The sequence below is a fragment of the Nocardioides sp. 31GB23 genome (genome assembly GCF_040012395.1).
Classification (GTDB): Bacteria; Actinomycetota; Actinomycetes; order Propionibacteriales; family Nocardioidaceae; genus Nocardioides; species Nocardioides salarius.
In genome coordinates this window covers 1-18,490 of sequence record NZ_JBDYKJ010000088.1, presented here as the reverse complement: position 1 = coordinate 18,490, position 18,490 = coordinate 1, and the positions used below count along the sequence as shown (strand labels likewise).

The following is an 18,490-nucleotide window of genomic DNA, read 5'->3' as shown; positions in this document are numbered from 1 at the left end:
AGACAGCCCCCCGCGGGTCGCACCCCGGGCCGACCCGAGTGAGGCACGCTTCCGCATGGCCAAGCAGACCGACGCGTCGTCGATGAACCGCCGCCAGCAGTTCGCCGAGACCTACCGGATCACCAAGAGGACCGACCCGCGCATCGGGCTGTGGCTCCTGCTGACGTTCCTCGTCACCGGTGTCCTGGGCTTCCTCATCTTCAAGATCCTGCCCGGCAGCGGCGCGATCGAGTGGGTGCTCTCGGTCGTCGGCGGCATCATGTTCGGCACCCTGGGTGCGCTGATCCTCTTCAGCCGCCGCGCGCAGGCCTCGGCCTACAGCCAGATGGAGGGCCAGCCCGGCGCCGCCGCCGCCTCGCTCAACATGCTCAAGCGCGGCTGGCACACCGAGAACGCCGTGGCCTTCAACCGCCAGCAGGACGTCGTGCACCGGGTGGTGGGCCCTCCGGGCATCATCCTGGTCGGCGAGGGCAACGGCTCGCGGCTGCGCGCGCTGATGGCCGGTGAGCGCCGCAAGCACGAGCGGGTCGCCTCCGAGACGCCGGTGCACGAGATCGTCGTGGGCCGCGAGGAGGGTCAGGTGCCGCTCCCGCAGCTGATGAAGAAGCTGCGCAAGATGAAGCGCGAGGTCCGCCCCGCCGACATCACCGACATCCGCAACCGGCTCAAGGCGCTCGACGCCAGCCGCCCCGCGGTGCCGCTGCCCAAGGGCCCGGTGCCGACCAGCATGAAGGGCATGCGCCAGAACATGCGCGGGCGCTGAGCGGCGTACGCCGCGGCATCGACGCAGCGAAGCGCGGCGAGATCATCGACCTCGCCGCCCTCCCGTCGTTCCGGGGCCGTCCGGGACCGCCTGGGTCCGCCGGACACGCCGGGGCTCAGCTCATCTGGGTCATCGAGCCCATCATGTCGTCCATCGTGGTGACCTGGCCGGCGGGCGGTGCCTCGATGTCGACGTCGGCACCCCAGTCGTCCATGCTCATCTCGGTCGAGCCGAGCTCGCCCATGTCGATGACCATGCGGCGCACCCGGCCGTCGTCGTCGAACCAGGTGTCGGACTGCATCTGCTCGGGCATCATCGACTTCGGGACGCCCTCCATGCCCTGCATCCCCTCGAGCGCGGCGCTCGGGTCGAGCGTGGCGGAGTAGCGCTCCAGCGACTCGCCGTCGACGTCCTCCTCGCCGACGAACGTGACGCTCTCGAGGCCGGCGCGCATCATCTCGGCCTGCTTCGAGGGGTCCATCGAGTCGGTCATCATCGGGCCCAGCGGGTTGCCCGGCTCGTCGAGATCCATCGACAGGTACTTGCCGCCCAGGTCGGGCACCTGCATGTACATCACGTTGTCGACCAGGATCATCTCGATCGGCTCGTCACCGAGCTCCGCGGACTCCATCGTCATCCGCATCGCGGGCGTCTTCCCGGTGTAGTCGACGACGCCCTCGGCGCTGATGGTCGTCCCCGCCGTCTCGGAGGTCATCGTCGTGCGGGCCGTCGTCGCGTCCTCGAACGAGGCAGCCATCAGGGCCACGAAGTCGTCGTCGGGGACCGGGTCGCCGGCCTCGAGGCCGCCGGCCTCCTCGCCGTCCTCGTCGCCCTGCTCCTCCAGCTGGGCGGAGGCGCTGCTGGTGTCCTCGGCGCTCTCCTCACCCCCGCAGGCGGCCAGGCCGGTCAGGGCGAGGGGCAGGACGGCGGCGACGGCCGTACGCCGCCAGGTCGGGGTGCGCTTCATGGTGAGGCCTCTCGTGGGGGAGCTGTCCCCCCAGTCTTCACCTGCCGGCAAGCCGGCGAAACGTCTCGACCGTGACGGTGCAGGTGCCGGCGGCGATGTCGTGCAGCCCCCGACCGTCGGGGCGAAAGACCAGCGGGGGGACGGCCAGGGCCACCAGCAGCTGGCGGGCCAGGGCCAGCAGCAGGGCCGGCGGGCGCGGGTCGCCGTTCGCGCGCACCACGCGCAGGCGGGTCACGACCTTGCCGAAGGAACCGCCGAGCAGCGCGGTGAACAGCGCCGACTCGACCACGAAGAGGCCCAGCACGTAGAAGCCCGAGGCGGGGTCCGCGGTGGCGCCGTACACGGGGGTGAACAGGCTCACCGCCAGGGTGCAGGCGGCCCAGTCGACGACCAGGGCGAGGATCCGGCGGGTCCAGGAGGCGGTCTCGACGCTCGTCGCGCTGGGGTTGCTCACCCCGACAGCCTAGGGACCGGGCCCGCCGGGTCCGCCCGGGCCCGACTTGGACGTCTGTTACATGGGGGAAACACGTCCGATACGGTCTGGAAACTGCCTCACTCGTAGGGTGAGCGCATCGTCCGAGGCATCGTCGCCGCGGGTGTCCACTCTCAGATCTGCCGGTCGTCCGACGGGGACGGCCAAGGAGGACGAATGTTCCAGAACAGCGAGGAGCTGCTCAAGTACATCAAGGACGAGGGCGTCGAGATGGTCGACGTACGCTTCTGCGACCTGCCCGGTGTCATGCAGCACTTCACGGTCCCGGTGTCCTCGTTCGACCAGTCGGTCTTCGACGACGGCCTGAACTTCGACGGCTCGTCCATCCGCGGCTTCCAGGCCATCCACGAGTCCGACATGTCGCTGTTCCCGGACCCGACCACGGCCTACATCGACCCCTTCCGGGCCGCGAAGACCCTGGTGGTCAACTTCTTCATCCACGACCCGATCTCGGGCGAGGCCTACTCGCGCGACCCGCGCAACATCGCCCGCAAGGCGATGGCCTACCTGGCCACCACCGGTGTCGGTGACCAGGCGTTCTTCGCCCCCGAGGCGGAGTTCTACGTCTTCGACAACGTGCGCTTCGAGACCAAGGCCAACGCCGGGTTCTACGAGATCAACTCCTCGGCCGGCGCCTGGAACACCGGTGACGCGTTCGAGAACGACAACCGCGGCTACAAGGTCAAGTACAAGGGTGGCTACTTCCCCGTCGCCCCCACCGACCACTTCGGCGAGCTGCGCGACGAGATGGTCATCGAGCTCGAGCGGGCCGGCCTGCAGGTCGAGCGCGCCCACCACGAGGTCGGCACCGCCGGCCAGGCGGAGATCAACTACCGCTTCGACGAGCTGCTCAAGGCCGCCGACGACGTGATGAAGTTCAAGTACATCATCAAGAACACCGCCTGGCGCAACGGCAAGACCGCGACCTTCATGCCCAAGCCGATCTTCGGTGACAACGGCTCGGGCATGCACGTGCACCAGTCGATCTGGAACGAGGGCGATCCCCTGTTCTACGACGAGACCGGGTACGGCGGCCTGTCCGACATGGCGCGCTACTACATCGGCGGCATGCTCAAGCACGCCCCGTCGCTGCTGGCCTTCACCAACCCGACGGTGAACTCCTACCACCGCCTGGTGCCCGGCTTCGAGGCCCCGATCTCGCTGGTCTACTCCCAGCGCAACCGCTCGGCCTGCGTGCGGATCCCGATCACCGGGTCGAACCCGAAGGCCAAGCGCGTCGAGTTCCGCTGCCCCGACCCGTCGGCGAACCCCTACCTCGCCTTCTCGGCGCTGCTGCTCGCCGGCCTCGACGGCATCAAGAACAAGATCGAGCCGCCCGCCCCGGTCGACAAGGACATCTACGAGCTCCCGCCGGACGAGATGGCCGACATCGACCAGGTCCCGACCTCGCTCAACGCCGTCCTCGACTCCCTCGAGGCTGACCACGAGTTCCTGACGGCCGGCAACGTGTTCACGCCCGACCTGATCGAGACCTGGATCGACTACAAGCGCACCAACGAGATCGCGCCCGTGCAGGCCCGCCCGCACCCGCACGAGTTCGAGCTGTACTACGACATCTAACCGGGCCGCCGGCTGCGGTCGTTCAGGAACGCTGAACAACCGCAACAAACAGCCGCTGACCTGCAGAAACGCCGCTGAGCGACCCTTTGGTCGCTCGGCGGCGTTTGCTGTTGCTAGCCGCTCGCCTGTTACAAATCCAGTACAAATCTCGGGAGCGCCACCTTCCGCCAGGCTCGTCTCTTGGCGCTCCCCGGGCGGTCCACCCTGGGGGTCTCGGCGTAACTCGGTCGCCCGAATCGTCGCCGTCGCATCGCATGAGCTGACAACCGTCGTAGCGGATGCTCGGCGAGCGCGTTGCCAGATCATTTCCACCTGCGTGATCGCTCCCGCGCGGTTGTCGGACATAGGTGCCCGTAGACCAAACGTTCGTCAACGCCGCGAGGAGGGGCTTGATGATGGCAACAAACTCGAACGTGCCGACTGCGGAACCGGGAGTCTTCGGTCCGCGGCGTCGCGGAAACGCCAGCAGCCGGTCACCCAGGCTGGTCGATGCGCAGGAACTGTGGGACATCGACGATGTCGCGTCTTACCTCGGCGTCACCAAGCAGACCATCTACTCGTGGCGGACGACAGGCTACGGTCCCGCCGGCTTCCGTGTCGGCAAGCACCTGCGCTGGCGAGCAGCAACCGTCATCAATTGGACGGTTCGACTCGAGGAGAATCAGTGATCCCGACGGGTCCTCGGCCAGACCCGGGACCGGCGATAGCGACGGGACATCCGGCAGCACGACTTGTCCCTCGATCGGATTGTGCCGAGGACAGCCATGGCCAGCGTTAGCTCTGGCAGGCCAGCCGACGACGGCAGCCCTCGTTACGTCGTCAACTACCGAGATCCCGAGGGGCGGCAACGCCGCAAGACCTTCCGACGCAAAGCCGAGGCGGTCGCGTTTCGCAACACAGTCGAGGCGGACAAACTCCGTGGAACCTATCTTGATGTCGACGCGGGCAGGATCTCGTTTCGGACGTATGCCGAGGAGTGGCTGGCAAGCCGGACGTTCAGTCCGCTGACCTACGAGGCGACCGAGCTGCGACTCAGGCTCCACGTGTTCCCGACCCTCGGACACCTCGAACTTCGCCAGATCAAGCCGTCGACGATCCAGAAACTTCTCCGGTCGATGGAGATGGCCGAAACCTATCGACGCGTCATTTTCTCAAACGTGTCCGCCATCTTCTCTGCTGCAGTCGATGACGACATGATCGCCAAGAATCCCTGCAAGGCGAGTTCAGTGACACGGCCCGCCACGTCGCGACGAAAGGTTGTGCCGTGGCCGTCAGAGTGGGTTTCCTCCATGCACGACGCGCTGCCACCGCAGTACAGGATCGCGGTGACGTTGGGTTCGGGACTTGGACTGCGTCAAGGCGAGGTTTTCGGCCTGGCAGTCGAGGATGTCGATTTCCTTCGTGGAGTTGTCGAGGTGAGGCGTCAGGTCAAGGTCTTCGGTGGCAACCGCCTGGTCTTCGGTCTGCCGAAGGGCGACAAGACCCGGACCGTCCCACTGCCCGAAAGTGTCGGGACGGAACTCAGCAGCCACCTCGCCGCCTACCCGCGGCGCAGTGTCACGCTGCCGTGGGGCGCGCCCGAGGTTGAGAGGAAGTCGAGCGCGGGGCTCATACTGACGACACGCGAACGCTCGGCCCTCAACCGCAACTACTTCAACACGCGCCTCTGGAAGCCCGCGCAGGCGCGCGTGGGCATCGAGCAGGTGCGGGATAACGGCATGCACGCCCTCCGCCATTGGTACGCATCCGTCTTGCTGGACGCCGGCGAGTCGATCCGCGCGGTTTCTGAATACCTAGGACACAGCGATCCAGGCTTCACCTTGCGGACGTACACGCACCTCATGCCCAGCAGCTCCGAGCGTACGAGGGCCGCCATCGATCAGGCATTCGCGGAAGTGCAGGATGAGAAGCCCACGGCAGTGAATGGCGATGGCATCACCGAACTCGGCGCACCCTGAGAAGATCGACACCCGCAAGCAGCGAGTAACCCTGCACAAGGTTGGTCTTCTACAGAGAAGGTCGATGACCCAACAGGTAAGACGACAATGGGACCCAGGGCCAAGAAGTTCAGCGCCAGCTAGGTCGCATCCGATCCATCGGCTGTGTCAGCCTCAGCAGCATTCGTCGCCTGACTCGCCGTCGACCTCTTGGCCGGGGTCTTCTTCGCGGCCATCGCGCCCGCGGAGGCCTTCGCTGCGCCAGCTACGGAGACCTCCGCAACCGACTCCCCCAGCAGGTAGGCGCGAGCTTGTACCCGAAACTCCGGGTCGATGCCGGTCGCGGTCACCAGGAACCCGCAGACGTCCGCGACCAACTTGGCGGCGATCTCATCGAACTCGTCACCGAACGCGTTCGAGAGCGTCATCCGCTGCCGCGCCGCGGCGAACGCGGACGCAGCCTCGGCCTGCCGGAGCGCGTTCTGCATGTGGTCAGGGCGCCGCATCAGCCGGGTGACGAGCTCCCGGAGCGTCGGGTAGTACTCAGGCAGGTGGTCGCGCTCCTTCGCGCCGTCAGGGCGTAGTGACTGCAGGAGCTGAGCGACCTGCTTCTTCTCCTTCAGCCCGGTCGCGCCGCCGTACAGATACTCCTGGAGCCCGCGGTCGGGGTCAGAAAGGAAAGCACCTCGCACGTGCTCGGTGACCTTGATGAGGGTCACCAGGTACAGCCACGCCAGGTCGAAGAACAGCGACAGGTGGTCGGGGTCCTTCGGCTTGAGGAACTTCACCGCGTCAGAGAGGTGCGCGACGAGCTGGAATGGGTTGCGGTGGTCGTCGTAAATCCAGTAGTCGAAGTCGCGGTAATCGATGAGCGGCTTCAACCGCTTGTCCAGGTTCGTGTACGCCTTCAGGTGCGCTTCTGCTGCGGCCTTGTCGAACAAGATGGCCAGCGGGCTGCCTTCGGGCACCGGCGGACCGTGCAGGGTCTGCATGTGGGCCAGGTCCGCTGAGGGGAGCACCGTGATGCGGAGCTTGTCCGACAGCTGCCTGGTCGAGTCGAGGACCTCGTGCTCGCGCACCAGCATGGCGTCGTCGGCGCCGAACAGGTCAGCGACACCGCGGACCCAGAACATCCGGGCGGTCGGCTTGTCCGACTTGCCAGACTTGCAATCAGCGATGGTCGTCGACAGCCGGTACCCCGGCGTGACGGAGACCCCGAGAACGTCTAGGTCGGTGAACGTCTCTGCCGGCCCTCCGTCAGCACGCTCGTGACCACGCAGCACCACGTCGAGTCGGGTCGAGAAACCCATCGACCACAGGAGCGACCGGACGCCTACCTTCAGGCCCAGATCGAGCTCGCTCACAGAGACCTCGTTCCCATCGCCGCCTCGAAGATCTTGTCGAACTGCTTCGCCGAAGGCTGCGCACTTTTCCGGAGCCGATGCACGGTCTGCATCGGCGCCACGTACGACCGGTCCGACGCCAGCGTTTCCCGCGCCAGCGCGTCATCGACCCGGTGCTCGACCAGCTCACCGTGCGTCAGCAGCTCCCGCGCAAGCTTCAGCGCCTCCCGGTTGTCGGCGGTGTCGATGAACCGAGGAGTCACCCACCGACCGCCAGGCAATGTGTCCGGAGCGAACTCGATGAGGCGGGCGTTCCGCATCAATTCATACTGCCGCTTGTGACCGCTGTGCGGCGCCAAGAACCCCCGGTTCGGGTCCAGCAACTTGTCGATGACGTTGATGAGCCCGGCTGCATCCAGACTCGAATACCCACCGAACGACTCCGCGCACCGCAGACACGCGATGACCGCGAGCGCCTTGTCCAGAACGGGCTTGCGGGCGGTCAGGAGCTTCCTATCCGCGATGTATGGCAGCGCAGCGAACGGCTGCGCACCCCCACCAGGAACGGTCACGGCCGGCGCCATGATGAGGCCCTTCGCAACCGCGTCGGTCAGCAGCGGGTGCGTGGTCGGAGAGATGGCCAGCCCCTGCTTCGCCCGGACCGCGGCGAACTCCTCCGCGAGCTGATCACCACCGTGACTGTTCACGAGCTCTCCGAGCAGGGCCGGGTTCTCGAACCCGAAGAATGGCGAGTACACGATGTCGCCGTCGATGGCCTGCACTTTTTGCATCAGCCCGGAGTCCATGGCCAACTGCACGATCAGCGGGACATCGGCGTGGTCCAGCGCGAAGGTCGACTCGAGCTCCTCCAGCGGCACCGGGGCCTCGGACAGCCCGTCGACAACCACCAGGAGCTGCTTCTCTAGTTCGGTCGGGTTGCGGTCCTGCCACACCTCCCCGAGCCGCGTGTACAGATCGTCGTAGTAGGGGACGTTCTCGGTGAAGGTCTGGATCTTGCCGCCCGAGCGCTGGATACCGCTTACGAACCCGGCGTCGCCCAGGAGCGTGACCACTTCGTTGAACGCCAGCATGTCAACATCAAGCTGGCTGGCCGCGATCGACATCAGCGCCTGCGCGTCCTTGATGACGTCGTTGCCGCGGATGAGGCCCGCGACGGTCGCCGCCATCCCGACGATCCGGGTGTCAACCAGCGGCTGCAGCACCGGCGAGTTCGGGTCGACGTTCCGCACGCCGGAGTGCACGTCCTGGCAACGCAAACCCTCGTCGAAGTGGTCCATCGTCCTGTCCCCGTAGTTCTTCATGTTCGCGCGCGGCAACGGCAACCACACGGACCACATGCGCTTCCTTCGGCGATTCTTCCAGCGCCCACGTTCGATCGCCTAAGAGATTCGGAGTGCCATTCGACCTTTCTGGCGGCGAAACGCCTGGCGAATGCCGCTGCTCGAGTGGCTGATGTCGAGCCTCGCCGATATGCAGACCGACCGTGGCTGGGGAGCATGGCGCGACGCGTACGACGATCTACCTCAGCTGGCGACTATCCCGCCCGAGGTCGCGAACACCCGGACGTCACCGCGACCGAAGTGGAGGAGATGGCTTCTGGCCGGCGACCCGCAGGGTCAGACACAGACGACTCGGCAACACCCACGAGCAGTCCGGAGCCGATCTGCCCGGCACAAATGCTACGCTTTCATTCCCAGAGCATTCCGAGCAGAGGATCGAGATGACTGCATCGAGCGAGGCGAACGAGTTCCCGGTCACCGCGCCGGCGAGCCACGAGGCGGTCGCGCAGGCAGTGGGGAGGCACCTTCCACTCTTCGGTCAGGTCCTCATCGAAGCGTGGGGCGGGTTCGCGACCACCCGCCGCTTGGCGGCGCCGCAGATGGCCTTTGCCGGCGCCTCCTCGCGCGGGATGCTGGTCTCGGACTTCACTCGTGAGCCGGCCCACCGCATCTTCAACCGGGTGCCTGAGGCCACCGTGGAGGACGACCAGTTCGGCCGGCCGTGGGTGAGCCTGGCCGGCGGCGGTCTCAGGGTCCGGTTCCGCAAGCTCACCTCCGAGCTCGGCCTGTGCCGCAGCGACTCCGACCGGGCGCTCAGCCTGGCCTACCACCTCGGCGACCCGTGCCTGCCGGGCATGGAGACGTTCACCGTCCTGACCGCTGGCTACGTCCTGGACACCGCCGAGGAGAACATCTCGCGCCTCGAGTTGGTCTGCCATCTCGGCTTCACCGACGTCTTCTACTCTCTTCCGATCCCACTCACCAGCATGACCAGCACGACCCCTGTTGTTGGCTCGGTCGCCGGCCCGGTGCAGATGCCGCTCGCGCCGCTGTCGCCACCGATCATCCGCTCGGCGCAGACGGCCGCTGCCAAGCGCCTCGCAGCCGGCTCTCGCCCCGGAGGAGGTCGTGGTGTCTGACCAGGCACGGCCGCGGATGGTGACCCTCGTGCGGGAGTCGCTCGGCCTGACTCAGCTCGACCTGGGCGAGGCCGCCGGTCTGAGCCAGGGCTACATCTCCAAGGTCGAGTCGAGCCTGCTGCCCCTGACCGGTGAGAACCTCCTCAAGGTGGCGGACGCGTTGAAGTGCCCGGTCGAGCTGCTGGTCGACGACACCCCCGTGCAGGGGCTGGAGGTCACCTGCATGCACCACCGGCGCCGGCACTCCAAGATCAACGCCTCCACCAAGCGGCGCATCGAGGCCCTCACTCACCTGACCCGGGTCTCTGTCGAGGGCCTGCTGCGCGGCATCGAGCTCGTACCCGACACCGAGCTGCACCGTCTCGACCTCGACCTGTTCGACGGCGACCCCGCGGCCGCGGCACGCGCCGTACGCGCCTCCTGGCGAGTCCCGACCGGCCCGATCCACAACGTCGTCGAGGTGCTCGAGGCCGTTGGCATCATCGTGGTGGCACGGTCGCTGGTCACCAACGCCCAAGACGCGGTGTCCACCTGGCCACGTGACGGTGGGCGCCCGCCGATCATGGTCGTCAACCTCGGTCTGCCGGCCGACCGGCAGAGGTTCACCACCTGCCACGAGCTCGCTCACCTGCTCCTCCACACCATCCCCGAGGACGACCAGGAGAAGCAGGCCGACATCTTCGCTGCGGAGTTCCTCGCCCCGGCCGAGGAGATCGCACCGCAGCTGGCCGGCCTGACCACCCGCGACTTCCCACGGCTCATCCAGCTCAAGGCCCAGTGGGGCATGTCGATCGCGGCACTGATCCGGCGCGCCTACGACCTCGACGAGATCTCCGATCGGCAGTATCGCCAGTTCCAGATCCGGCTCAACCAGCTGGGCTGGAAGCAGCTCGAGCCCGGTGCCCTGCCGGCCGAAACTCCCAGCACCCTGACCAGGGTGATGGAGGTGCACCTGAGCCAGCACGGCTACACCATCGACGAGCTCGCCAAGACCGCCGGGATGCTCCCAGCCCCGTTCAAGGCCCACTACCGACCGCCCCGCGAGACACCTCCCGCGACCCCGCTACGGCTGGTGCAGCCATGAACGGCCAGGCACACAACCCGGCCGCTGACGCCGACGGCGCAGTCGTCCACAGGAACGATCAGACAGCGACTCATGCACAACCGCCGCTGAACACCGTCGAGCCGTCGGCCTCGCGGCCTAGGCTGTCCACACCCAGCCAGGTGGAAGGAGCAAGACCCCGGATGCAGATCCGCAGCAGCATCCACCGCGGAGCCCGCGACGACAGCCACGCCCACCCGGCCGCAGGGCGCGGTGTAGTGATCGGCCGCGAGGTCGACGTCCTGTCCGGGCAGATCGGAGAGGTCGGGGCCAGGTCCGCCGCAGGCCGCTTTCCGAGCCCGAACCCGCTGTTCGCAGGCTGCCCGTCCCTTTTCTTGCAGACCGCGTGCGCGACACGTCACCTCAGCGCCGCGGCTGCCCTGGTCGCGGTTGAGGAGACCGGCCTCCTGCTCACCTTGAACCCGCGGATGAAGGACCGCATCAAGGAACTGCGGCGCGTGGTCAGTGAGTGCCGAGTCACGATCGCCGCAGCCGCTCCTGCCGATGCATCCGCCCAACCGGTGCGCGCGGAGATTGTCGTGCTAGCCGACGCAAACAGGTATGCCGGGAAGAACCGAGCTGTCGCCACGGCTACGGGCTCAAACCTCGACCCGGCATGGGTCGCCGTGCAGCGCGAGCTCGGCCTTTCCGCGGCCCTCACTGATTCCCCCTACGTGCCGGCGGAGAAGCAGACGGCTCTTGCCGCGGTTCTCGACGAGGCACGCGCTCTCGGGCCTGACGTGGTCGCCGTGCTCCCACTCCATCTCGACTGGCTCAAGAAGGACGTCGCCAGCCTGATCGCCGAGATCAACAAAGCCGCAGTCCCGGTCGCGCTGGTGCTCGAGCACGACAACGACCCACTCGGCGTCCAGGACGCCGTCGCCGGACTGGTCCGACTGCTCGCCGAGGCCGAGGTCAAGATCGCGTTGCTGCGCTGCGACATCTCCGTGATCGGCGCAGTCGCCTTCGGTGCGAGCCTCGGCGCCGTCGGGACGACCACGGCGCTGCGACACCTCTACCCGACCAAGGAGAAGGGCGGCGGGTTCAACGGCGGAGCGCGGATCGGGATCTACGTGCCCCGTTCGATGGCCTACCGGGCCCTGGACACTCTCAACACCGCGATCGCGCTCGACCAGGAGCACCAGGAACGATGGATCTGCGGGTGCCATCGTTGTTTCAACCGGCCCCTGAGCCACATCCACGACGAGGTCGCGGCATACCAGCACTCACTGACAGCCATCGCAGAGCTCGGCCAGAACATCCTCGACGCCTCGAGCCCGTTGCACCGTCAGCACGCCTGGGTCGGCCAGTGCAACCACGCGCAGGTCACCAACATGGAGATCGCCGCAGAGACCGGCCTTAACTGGGATCCGCCCAAGTTCCAGGGCGCGTGGCACAAGCTCGCGCCGAGTCTGCCGCCACTGTCCTAGCCTCCGGCTCAGCCGCAGCGCTCGTTCAGCAGGCTGGCGTGACGCCCGTTCGGAGAGCCACGTCGAACAGTTGCTCCTCCATCAGGCGACGTTGGTGCGCAACCCCGCCCTCGGAGTGCTTGGCGCGTCCGAGGCCCTCGACGACCACTCGAGCGCCGACCGGGTTGACCTCGGCCACGGTGAACCCGTAGTAGTCGCACTCGAAGACATCCCAGCCATCTGCCCCTGGGGGCGAGGGGACGGCCGCGACCGCCGATGCGTAGGCCGAGGCAGCAGCTAGTGCACCCCGCGCCGCCGACAGCGGCCACAGGGTTATGAAGGCCTCCATGCGCAGGACGGCAGGCTCGATGTGGTCGCGCCCGTGCTCGAGCCGGTCGGCCAGGATGGAGCGGTACAGCACCGGACCCCGCCCAGTCGCGACCCGCCCCTCAAGAGCCTCGACGTCCCACGACACCACCGGCACCAGCAGGCCGTCGCAGAACCACACCGCCGGCAGGCACACCCCTGCACCGACCACGTCACGGCGTACGAACTCGGCGGCCTCGGCCGGCTGCAGATCGTGCCAATGCGCCAAACCGCGTGGCGTGGGCTTGGCGATGCCGAGCCGCTCCCGGGTCAGCATCTGCACCACCCCCAACGATCCTCTCCACCCACGTCACTGCGGTGCGCCTGAGCCGCGCCCCGGGCGACATCATCCGTCAGCGCGACCGCGGGGGTAACCCCCCACCCCCGCAACGAGACGCCGCCGCCAGCTGCTAGTCGGCGGGCCGAATGGCCCAACGCCCGGAGTATCACGACACACCTGCTGGAGTGACTACGCCGCGGCCCGCGAACCTACCCGCCCGCGCAGTGGGCAGCTCACGCAACATGACCTTCGCTTGAGGGACCACTCGCATCCCTCGGTCCTGGCCGAGCGAGCTGACGAACACCCAGTCATCAGGCTTCATCCCAACCCGCTCCATCAACAGCTTCGGCAACGTCACCTGCATCACCTCCGTCACCATCCGCGGTCGAACAGGGTCACGCCGCGCCGCGGCGCCGGGATCGTCCGGAGCCGGCACCGGCGTGAGCACAAGAGCCCACCGCCGGTCATCAGCAAGGCCCACCGTGACCCATACCCTCGGCCTGATCCCCGACAGCACCGCCAGCTCCATCGGAAGTCCAACACGACGTTTCTCGTTGACGCGCCGGGACACCTCCATAGTGTTCATACTAACACTACGCGAGCCTGATGCTGAGGAGACACACTTCGGACAGGGATGGCTTTCACCTCTCACGATTCACCTCCGGTCGGCGCAGCTGCTCACGCCTCGCCTCCCCACAGCAGGTCGAGGTCCGGATCGTGGATGACGTCGAGGCGCTTGTCGGGGGCGTAGGCCGTGGGCTCAGGCACCACCAGGCGGCGCAGCTGGCGCTCTGTCGCGCTTAGCTGGGTGGCGTCTATCTGGTCGATCGGGTCTGTGTCGTCGTAGTTCATCGCGGTCTCCTCAGCGGCCCGGGGCCCGGCGGTCGGTGGTGGGCTGGGTGCGCGGCAGATCCCGCTGCTTCTCGGGAGGCTTGGGCACGAAGGACTCGTCGAGCTCGCCGGCGAGGTCCCGCATCTGGGTCTGATACCGCTCCCACTCGCGAGGGTGGATCCCGTTCTGCAGGGCGGAGGCGACGACGGCGGCCATGGAGTAGGGCCGGTCGGCGGGCACCTGGTCGAGTGCGCACCAGGCCTTGGCGCCGTCGCCGTGCAGCCAGCTGGCGAAGCCGAGCATGGAGGCCGGCGCCGCGCGGACCTCGTCAGGGGCGCGGCGGGTGAGGTCGTTCCAGATCGCCATGTGGGAGGTGTGGTTCTCCTTGGTCATGCCCTCCCACAGCGCGTCGCGGGTGCCGATCTTCTCCAGCGCGAGGAGCATCCGTGCGCCGTCGACGTCGGAGAGCCGGTTGCCGTCGGTGTGGAACTGCTCGAGACGGTCCAGGGCCCAGTCCCGCTCCGCGGCCGGCGAGCTGGCCGCGGCTTCTGCTCGAGCTGCGGGGATCAGCTGGGCGATCGGCTCGCGGTCGCCGACCATGGAGGCGGCCAGCGAGGACCGGCTGGAGGCCGGTTGGGCGGCGCCGGACAGCACGGTCGTGGCCGCGATCCGCTCGGCGGTCGCCTGGGTCTGCAGCCCGGTGGTGCCGGTGTTGAACTCCCGCCACCGCTCCCCGTCGGAACACAGCCGGATCTGGGTGGTGATGCCAACGGTCTCGAGTCGGTTGGACAGGTGCTGGCTGGCCAGCTCGGCGCTGCGGCGGTCCCCGGTGAAGCAGAGGATGCCCAGCCGAGCTCCGGGGCGGGCGTGGCGGCCGTAGGGGCCGCTGATGGCGTCCCAGACCTCCTCGCGGGCGGTCGCGCTGGTCGGGAGGTCGACGCGGGTGATCGGGAGCCCGGGCCCGAACGGGACCAGGACGATCGACTCCTCGGGCTTGAAGCCGAGGACATGCGGGACGGCGGCGAGCAGCTCGTCCGGGGACTGAACGACGAGATCCATCGGAACCCTCCCCGCGGTCAGCTGGCCTGGGCCGGGCGGGCGGCGCGATCGATGCGCGCGGAGACGTACTTGAGCGAGACGCCGACCTCGCCGAAGCGGCTGTCGACGACCACGACGTCCTTGGTGCGCTTCTCGCCGGTCTCCTTGTCCGGCCAGCTCTCGGTGCGCTCGAGGCCGTGGACGAAGATCGGGTCGCCGGATCCGCAGCTGTCGTGCACGTGGGTGGCGGCCGAGCCGAAGATATTGAAGTTGTGGGCAGTGGGCCCGTCGTTGACCCACTCCCCCTCGTCGTTCTGCACGCGCCGGTTGACCAGGACCCGGCAGCTGACGAACGGCTTGTTCTCGCGGGTGTAGAGCAGCTCGGGAGCCTCGGCCAGGTTGCCGGCGAAGGTGACGGTGGTGGACATGAGTTCCTCCTAGGTGACTGCGAGACGTCGGAATCGGTCCCGCAGTCACCTAGGTCCCGTCGGGCTCCCGCAGCGATCACCTGGGCCGAACTTGTTCGTTTCCGCTCGTGCTCGCGAAGGAGCTGCTCCTCAGGGCGCAGTGAGGGCGCAAAGAAGCGCCCCGACCGGCTCTCGGGTACCGGATCGGGGCGCTGAGAAGGACGCGAGAGGCAGGGATCGACACAACTGTGCCGGCCACCAGCTGGGCCTACCGTGCCGGCCGCCGCCGCGGCGGTCGGTTGCTGAGCTTCTGCGGTGGCGGAGGCAGGTCGTGGCCGAGCCGCCGGCGGGATTCCTCGCCCGCGGCGATCACCGCTTCCTGGGCGAACGCGGAGCGGGCGAGCATCCGGCCGAGCTCCTGGCGGTCGGCCACGAGCGCGTCTTCGACGGCCTCGATGGTGGAGGCCGGCAGGTCGTGCTTCTTGTTGAAGCTCTTGCGGGTCACGCTGACCAGGGCGGGATGCTTCTCGCTGGCGGCCGCGAGCTCGGCGCGCTGCTGGGGCGAGCGCCGGGCGTGCAGCTCGAGCGCCTGGGCGAGCCAGCCGACGAACGATCCGGGCGAGTCGGGGTCGGTGTCCAGGTCGGCGACGTAGGCCGATCGGGCGAGGTCCCACACGCCGGGCTTCCAGTAGATGCCGACCGGGGTCGTGGTCTGGCTCCTCATGCCGCCACTCCCCTGGCCCAGCGCCAGCTGCAGCACCTGGCGCTAACACCAACGCCGCTGCATTCCCGGGCGGGGCCGTGTGCAGCCGTTCCCACTCTCGCTCGATTCCTTCCGTCCAGACAGCTACGAGGGTGCAGCTGCGCCGCGTCGCCGCAGCGGAGTCCGCCTCCGTAGGAGCGGGGTGTTCCCCACCCTCCGGACGTGCCCACCTTTCCACAGGTTCGCGCTGTGAGCCGGTAGGCGTCGGCCCCGTTGGGAGACTTGGTCCTGTCAGTTCTTTCTATTCTACTCACGGAGGACAGCCGCATGACCGACACCATCCAGACCGACGCCGTCACCACCACTGAGGGCACCGACGCCGCCCCGGCTGAGGAGTTCCTGCACCTGGACCCCGCCGACATCATCATCGGCACCAACGTCCGCACCGACCTGCGACCCGACCACAAGGAGTTCCGCAAGTCGATCAAGGAGCGCGGCGTCATCGAGGCCGTCACGGTCTACCGCAACGATAACGGCCAGTACGTCCTGCTGCGCGGCCAGCGCCGCACCGTGACCGCCGCCGACGTCGGCACCCCGACCGGCCTCATCCCGGCGCGGGTCGTCCCCCAGCCCGCCGAGACCGACCGGATCGGTGACCAGATGGTCGAGAACATCCACCGAGCCGGGATGCGCGAGACCGAGATCGTCGCGGGCGTGGAGCAGCTGGCCCTGCTCGGCGTGAGCGCAGCGCAGATCGCCAAGCGCACCAGCATCGACCGCCCGACCGTGAACGCCGCCCTGGCGGTCACCAAGGCCGACCAGACCCGCAACCGGCTCGACTCCGGCGATCTGACCTTGGAGGAGGCCGCGATCTTCGCCGAGTTCGAGCACGACCCCGAGGCCGTGGAGCGCCTGGAGTACGCCAAGCGCTTCCGCCGCTCCCTGACGCACGAGGCACAACAGCTGCGTGACGAGGTCGCCGAGCGCGAGGCCGACGCCGCCGAGGTCGAGCGGCTGCGCGGCGAGGGCCTGCCGGTACTGACCGCCGAAGAGGTCGCGGCGGCTGACGAGGTGCTGCGCATCGAGCGTCTGCTCAACGCCGAGGGCGAGCCGGTGCCGGAGGAGGAGTGGCCCAGCGTCCCGGGCGCTCGCGTCCACGTCGTCAAGGAGTGGGTCTACCCCGAGGACGAGTACGACGAGAGCGAGGACGACACCGACGACGAGGCCGACGACGAGGCCGACGACTACGAGCCCGCCGAGCCCTACCAGCAGTACGTGCCGGTGTGGGTCGTTACCGACCTCGACGCCTCCGGCCTGCGGCGTCGTGGCGGCGTCAGTGGCGGCGCGAGCAGCGGCAGCACCGCCGACGAGGACGCGGGCGAGAGCGAGGAGGAGGCCGAGGCCCGCCGCGAGGAGCGCCGCCGTGTGATCGCCTACAACAAGGCGTGGGCCAGTGCGGAGACGGTGCGCCGCGAGTGGCTGGCCGGGTTCGTCGCTCGCAAGACGGCCCCGGAAGGAGCCGAAGCCCTGATCTGCGAGGCGGTCGTCACCGGCCACCACTCGCTGAGCAAGGCCATGGACCACCGGCACCCGATGCTGTTCACGCTGCTCGGCATCCCGGCCCCGACCGGCTACTACGGCGCAGGCCAGGACGAGTGCCGCAAGATCACCACCAAGGCGACCACTCCGAAGGCCGCGACCATGACCACGCTCGCCGCCGTCGTCGCCGCATGGGAGGCGACCACCGGCAAGCACTCCTGGCGCAACCCGAGCGCGTGGGACGCCCGCGTGCTCGGCGCGCTCGTGGAGTGGGGTTACCAGCCCAGCGAGGTCGAGTGCATCCTGCTCGGCGAGGAGCCCGAGCCGGACGCCGACACGGAGGGCGAGGCCAACGCCGACGAGGCCAGCGACAGCGCCGCCTGACGCGTCGCCCCTCCCCCACCCGAGGCCGGTTCTCCCTGTGGAGAACCGCCCTCAGTGGAATAGAAACCATAGAATGAACTCAGTTCGTTTGATCCGCTACCCGGGAGGACCCCGCATGTCACACGAGATCGAGACCCACGGCACGCACGCTGCCGCCGTCTTCGCCCGCAAGGACGCCTGGCACCGGCTGGGCACAACCGTCCGCGACCGCGCATTCTCCGCCGAGGAGGCCATGACGCTCGGCCACCTGGGCGGCTGGGAGGTGCGCAAGTTGCCGCTCACCACCGCCGAGGTCAGCGAGGGCGGCGTCACGCCGATCGAGGTCCCCGGGTTCGCCACGGTGCGCACTACCCCGTTCACCGGCCAGCCCGAGGCGCTCGGCGTCGTTGGCGGCGGCTACACCCCACTGCAGAACGAGGACCACGCCGAGTTCCTGAACCTGCTGGCCGACGAGTCCGGCGCGATCTTCGACACAGCCGGGTCGCTACGCGGCGGGCGGCAGGTGTTCATCACCATGCAGCTGCCGAACTCACTCACGGTCGGCGGCACCGACCGCGTCGACCTCAACATCGCCGCGCTCAACAGCCACGACGGCACCAGCGCGTTCCGCATCCTCGTCACCCCGGTCCGCGTCGTCTGCGCGAACACCCAGAGCGCGGCCCTGAGCAACCACGAGTCGTCGTTCTCGATCCGCCACACGCGCAACGCCAAGGCCGCCGTCCAGGCCGCCCGCGACGCGCTCGGGCTGACCGTCACCTACGTCGACGCGTTCCAGGTCGAGGCCGAGCGGCTGATCCAGCAGACCATGACCGACGCCACGTTCGACGCCCTGATCGACGCCACGTTCGGCAAGGCCGAGGGCAACGCCACCAACCGGGTCCGCGAGACCGAGCGCCGCCGCCGCTC

At 68.2% G+C, this 18,490-nt stretch carries 19 protein-coding genes; 9 read left to right on the top strand and 10 right to left on the bottom strand.

The genetic code is table 11. From position 1 onward, the window contains the following. Positions 1–763, top strand: a 763-nt coding sequence (locus tag ABKW28_RS20535) for a DUF4191 domain-containing protein (protein ID WP_348612837.1), incomplete at its 5' end; no start/stop codon positions are given. A 115-nt stretch (positions 764–878) separates the two neighbouring features. Here ABKW28_RS20535 and ABKW28_RS20530 read toward each other — a convergent pair. Then, the gene (locus tag ABKW28_RS20530; protein WP_348612835.1) at positions 879–1,730 is read right to left on the bottom strand and encodes a hypothetical protein; all 852 of its coding nucleotides are present in this window, start codon (positions 1,728–1,730) and stop codon (positions 879–881) included. Positions 1,731–1,767: 37 nt separating this feature from the next. Next, positions 1,768–2,184 carry an RDD family protein gene (locus ABKW28_RS20525; protein ID WP_348612833.1) on the bottom strand — a complete coding sequence of 139 codons (417 nt, stop codon included), beginning with the start codon at positions 2,182–2,184 and terminating at the stop codon, positions 1,768–1,770. A gap of 195 nt (positions 2,185–2,379) precedes the next feature. On the opposite strand from ABKW28_RS20525, the gene glnA reads away from it, so the two are divergent. The 3 genes from glnA (at position 2,380) to ABKW28_RS20510 (ending at position 5,762) form a co-directional block, all read left to right on the top strand. Beyond that, on the top strand, positions 2,380–3,804 hold the full coding sequence (gene glnA / locus ABKW28_RS20520) for a type I glutamate--ammonia ligase (RefSeq protein ID WP_348612831.1): 1,425 nt from the start codon (positions 2,380–2,382) through the stop codon (positions 3,802–3,804). 392 nt (positions 3,805–4,196) lie between these two features. Beyond that, on the top strand, positions 4,197–4,472 hold the full coding sequence (locus ABKW28_RS20515) for a helix-turn-helix domain-containing protein (RefSeq protein ID WP_082563595.1): 276 nt from the start codon (positions 4,197–4,199) through the stop codon (positions 4,470–4,472). 96 nt (positions 4,473–4,568) lie between these two features. Next, entirely contained in the window at positions 4,569–5,762 is a 1,194-nt protein-coding gene (locus ABKW28_RS20510; RefSeq protein WP_235532521.1) for a site-specific integrase, read from the top strand. A 119-nt stretch (positions 5,763–5,881) separates the two neighbouring features. Here the strand turns inward: ABKW28_RS20510 and ABKW28_RS20505 are convergent, their stop codons facing one another. Next, positions 5,882–7,105, bottom strand: a complete 1,224-nt coding sequence (locus ABKW28_RS20505; protein WP_056678525.1) for a hypothetical protein — start codon at positions 7,103–7,105, stop codon at positions 5,882–5,884. After that, complete coding sequence (locus ABKW28_RS20500) at positions 7,102–8,382, bottom strand: hypothetical protein (RefSeq protein ID WP_056679442.1); 1,281 nt, start codon at positions 8,380–8,382, stop codon at positions 7,102–7,104. The genes ABKW28_RS20505 and ABKW28_RS20500 overlap by 4 nt, the downstream gene beginning before the upstream one ends. A gap of 443 nt (positions 8,383–8,825) precedes the next feature. Between ABKW28_RS20500 and ABKW28_RS20495 the strand changes: the two genes are divergently transcribed. The 3 genes from ABKW28_RS20495 (at position 8,826) to ABKW28_RS20485 (ending at position 12,056) form a co-directional block, all read left to right on the top strand. Beyond that, a complete protein-coding gene (locus ABKW28_RS20495; RefSeq protein ID WP_056678527.1) occupies positions 8,826–9,524 on the top strand; it encodes a hypothetical protein in 699 nt (232 codons plus the stop codon). Then, positions 9,517–10,608 (top strand): XRE family transcriptional regulator, encoded by a 1,092-nt coding sequence (locus ABKW28_RS20490; RefSeq protein WP_156393524.1) that lies wholly within the window; start codon positions 9,517–9,519, stop codon positions 10,606–10,608. Before ABKW28_RS20495 ends, ABKW28_RS20490 begins: the two co-directional genes overlap by 8 nt. Positions 10,609–10,769: 161 nt before the next feature. After that, positions 10,770–12,056, top strand: a complete 1,287-nt coding sequence (locus tag ABKW28_RS20485; RefSeq protein WP_056678532.1) for a hypothetical protein — start codon at positions 10,770–10,772, stop codon at positions 12,054–12,056. Between the two features lie 25 nt (positions 12,057–12,081). Here ABKW28_RS20485 and ABKW28_RS20480 read toward each other — a convergent pair whose 3' ends face one another. From ABKW28_RS20480 to ABKW28_RS20455, 6 genes are all read right to left on the bottom strand, one after another. Next, a complete protein-coding gene (locus ABKW28_RS20480) occupies positions 12,082–12,687 on the bottom strand; it encodes a hypothetical protein (RefSeq protein WP_056678536.1) in 606 nt (201 codons plus the stop codon). Positions 12,688–12,847: 160 nt separating this feature from the next. Further along, entirely contained in the window at positions 12,848–13,258 is a 411-nt protein-coding gene (locus ABKW28_RS20475; protein ID WP_156393525.1) for a hypothetical protein, read from the bottom strand. Positions 13,259–13,359: 101 nt separating this feature from the next. Next, the gene (locus ABKW28_RS20470) at positions 13,360–13,533 is read right to left on the bottom strand and encodes a hypothetical protein (RefSeq protein ID WP_185254947.1); all 174 of its coding nucleotides are present in this window, start codon (positions 13,531–13,533) and stop codon (positions 13,360–13,362) included. Between the two features lie 10 nt (positions 13,534–13,543). After that, the gene (locus ABKW28_RS20465) at positions 13,544–14,572 is read right to left on the bottom strand and encodes a DUF4192 domain-containing protein (protein ID WP_056678543.1); all 1,029 of its coding nucleotides are present in this window, start codon (positions 14,570–14,572) and stop codon (positions 13,544–13,546) included. A gap of 17 nt (positions 14,573–14,589) precedes the next feature. Continuing rightward, entirely contained in the window at positions 14,590–14,979 is a 390-nt protein-coding gene (locus ABKW28_RS20460; protein ID WP_056678545.1) for a single-stranded DNA-binding protein, read from the bottom strand. Positions 14,980–15,226: 247 nt separating this feature from the next. Further along, a complete protein-coding gene (locus ABKW28_RS20455; protein ID WP_082563665.1) occupies positions 15,227–15,682 on the bottom strand; it encodes a hypothetical protein in 456 nt (151 codons plus the stop codon). A gap of 306 nt (positions 15,683–15,988) precedes the next feature. Here ABKW28_RS20455 and ABKW28_RS20450 point away from each other — a divergent pair, with 306 nt between their 5' ends. Beyond that, positions 15,989–17,584, top strand: a complete 1,596-nt coding sequence (locus ABKW28_RS20450) for a ParB N-terminal domain-containing protein (RefSeq protein WP_056678551.1) — start codon at positions 15,989–15,991, stop codon at positions 17,582–17,584. Between the two features lie 115 nt (positions 17,585–17,699). Further along, a partial coding sequence (locus ABKW28_RS20445; protein WP_348612829.1) for a DUF932 domain-containing protein occupies positions 17,700–18,490 on the top strand: 791 nt, incomplete at its 3' end.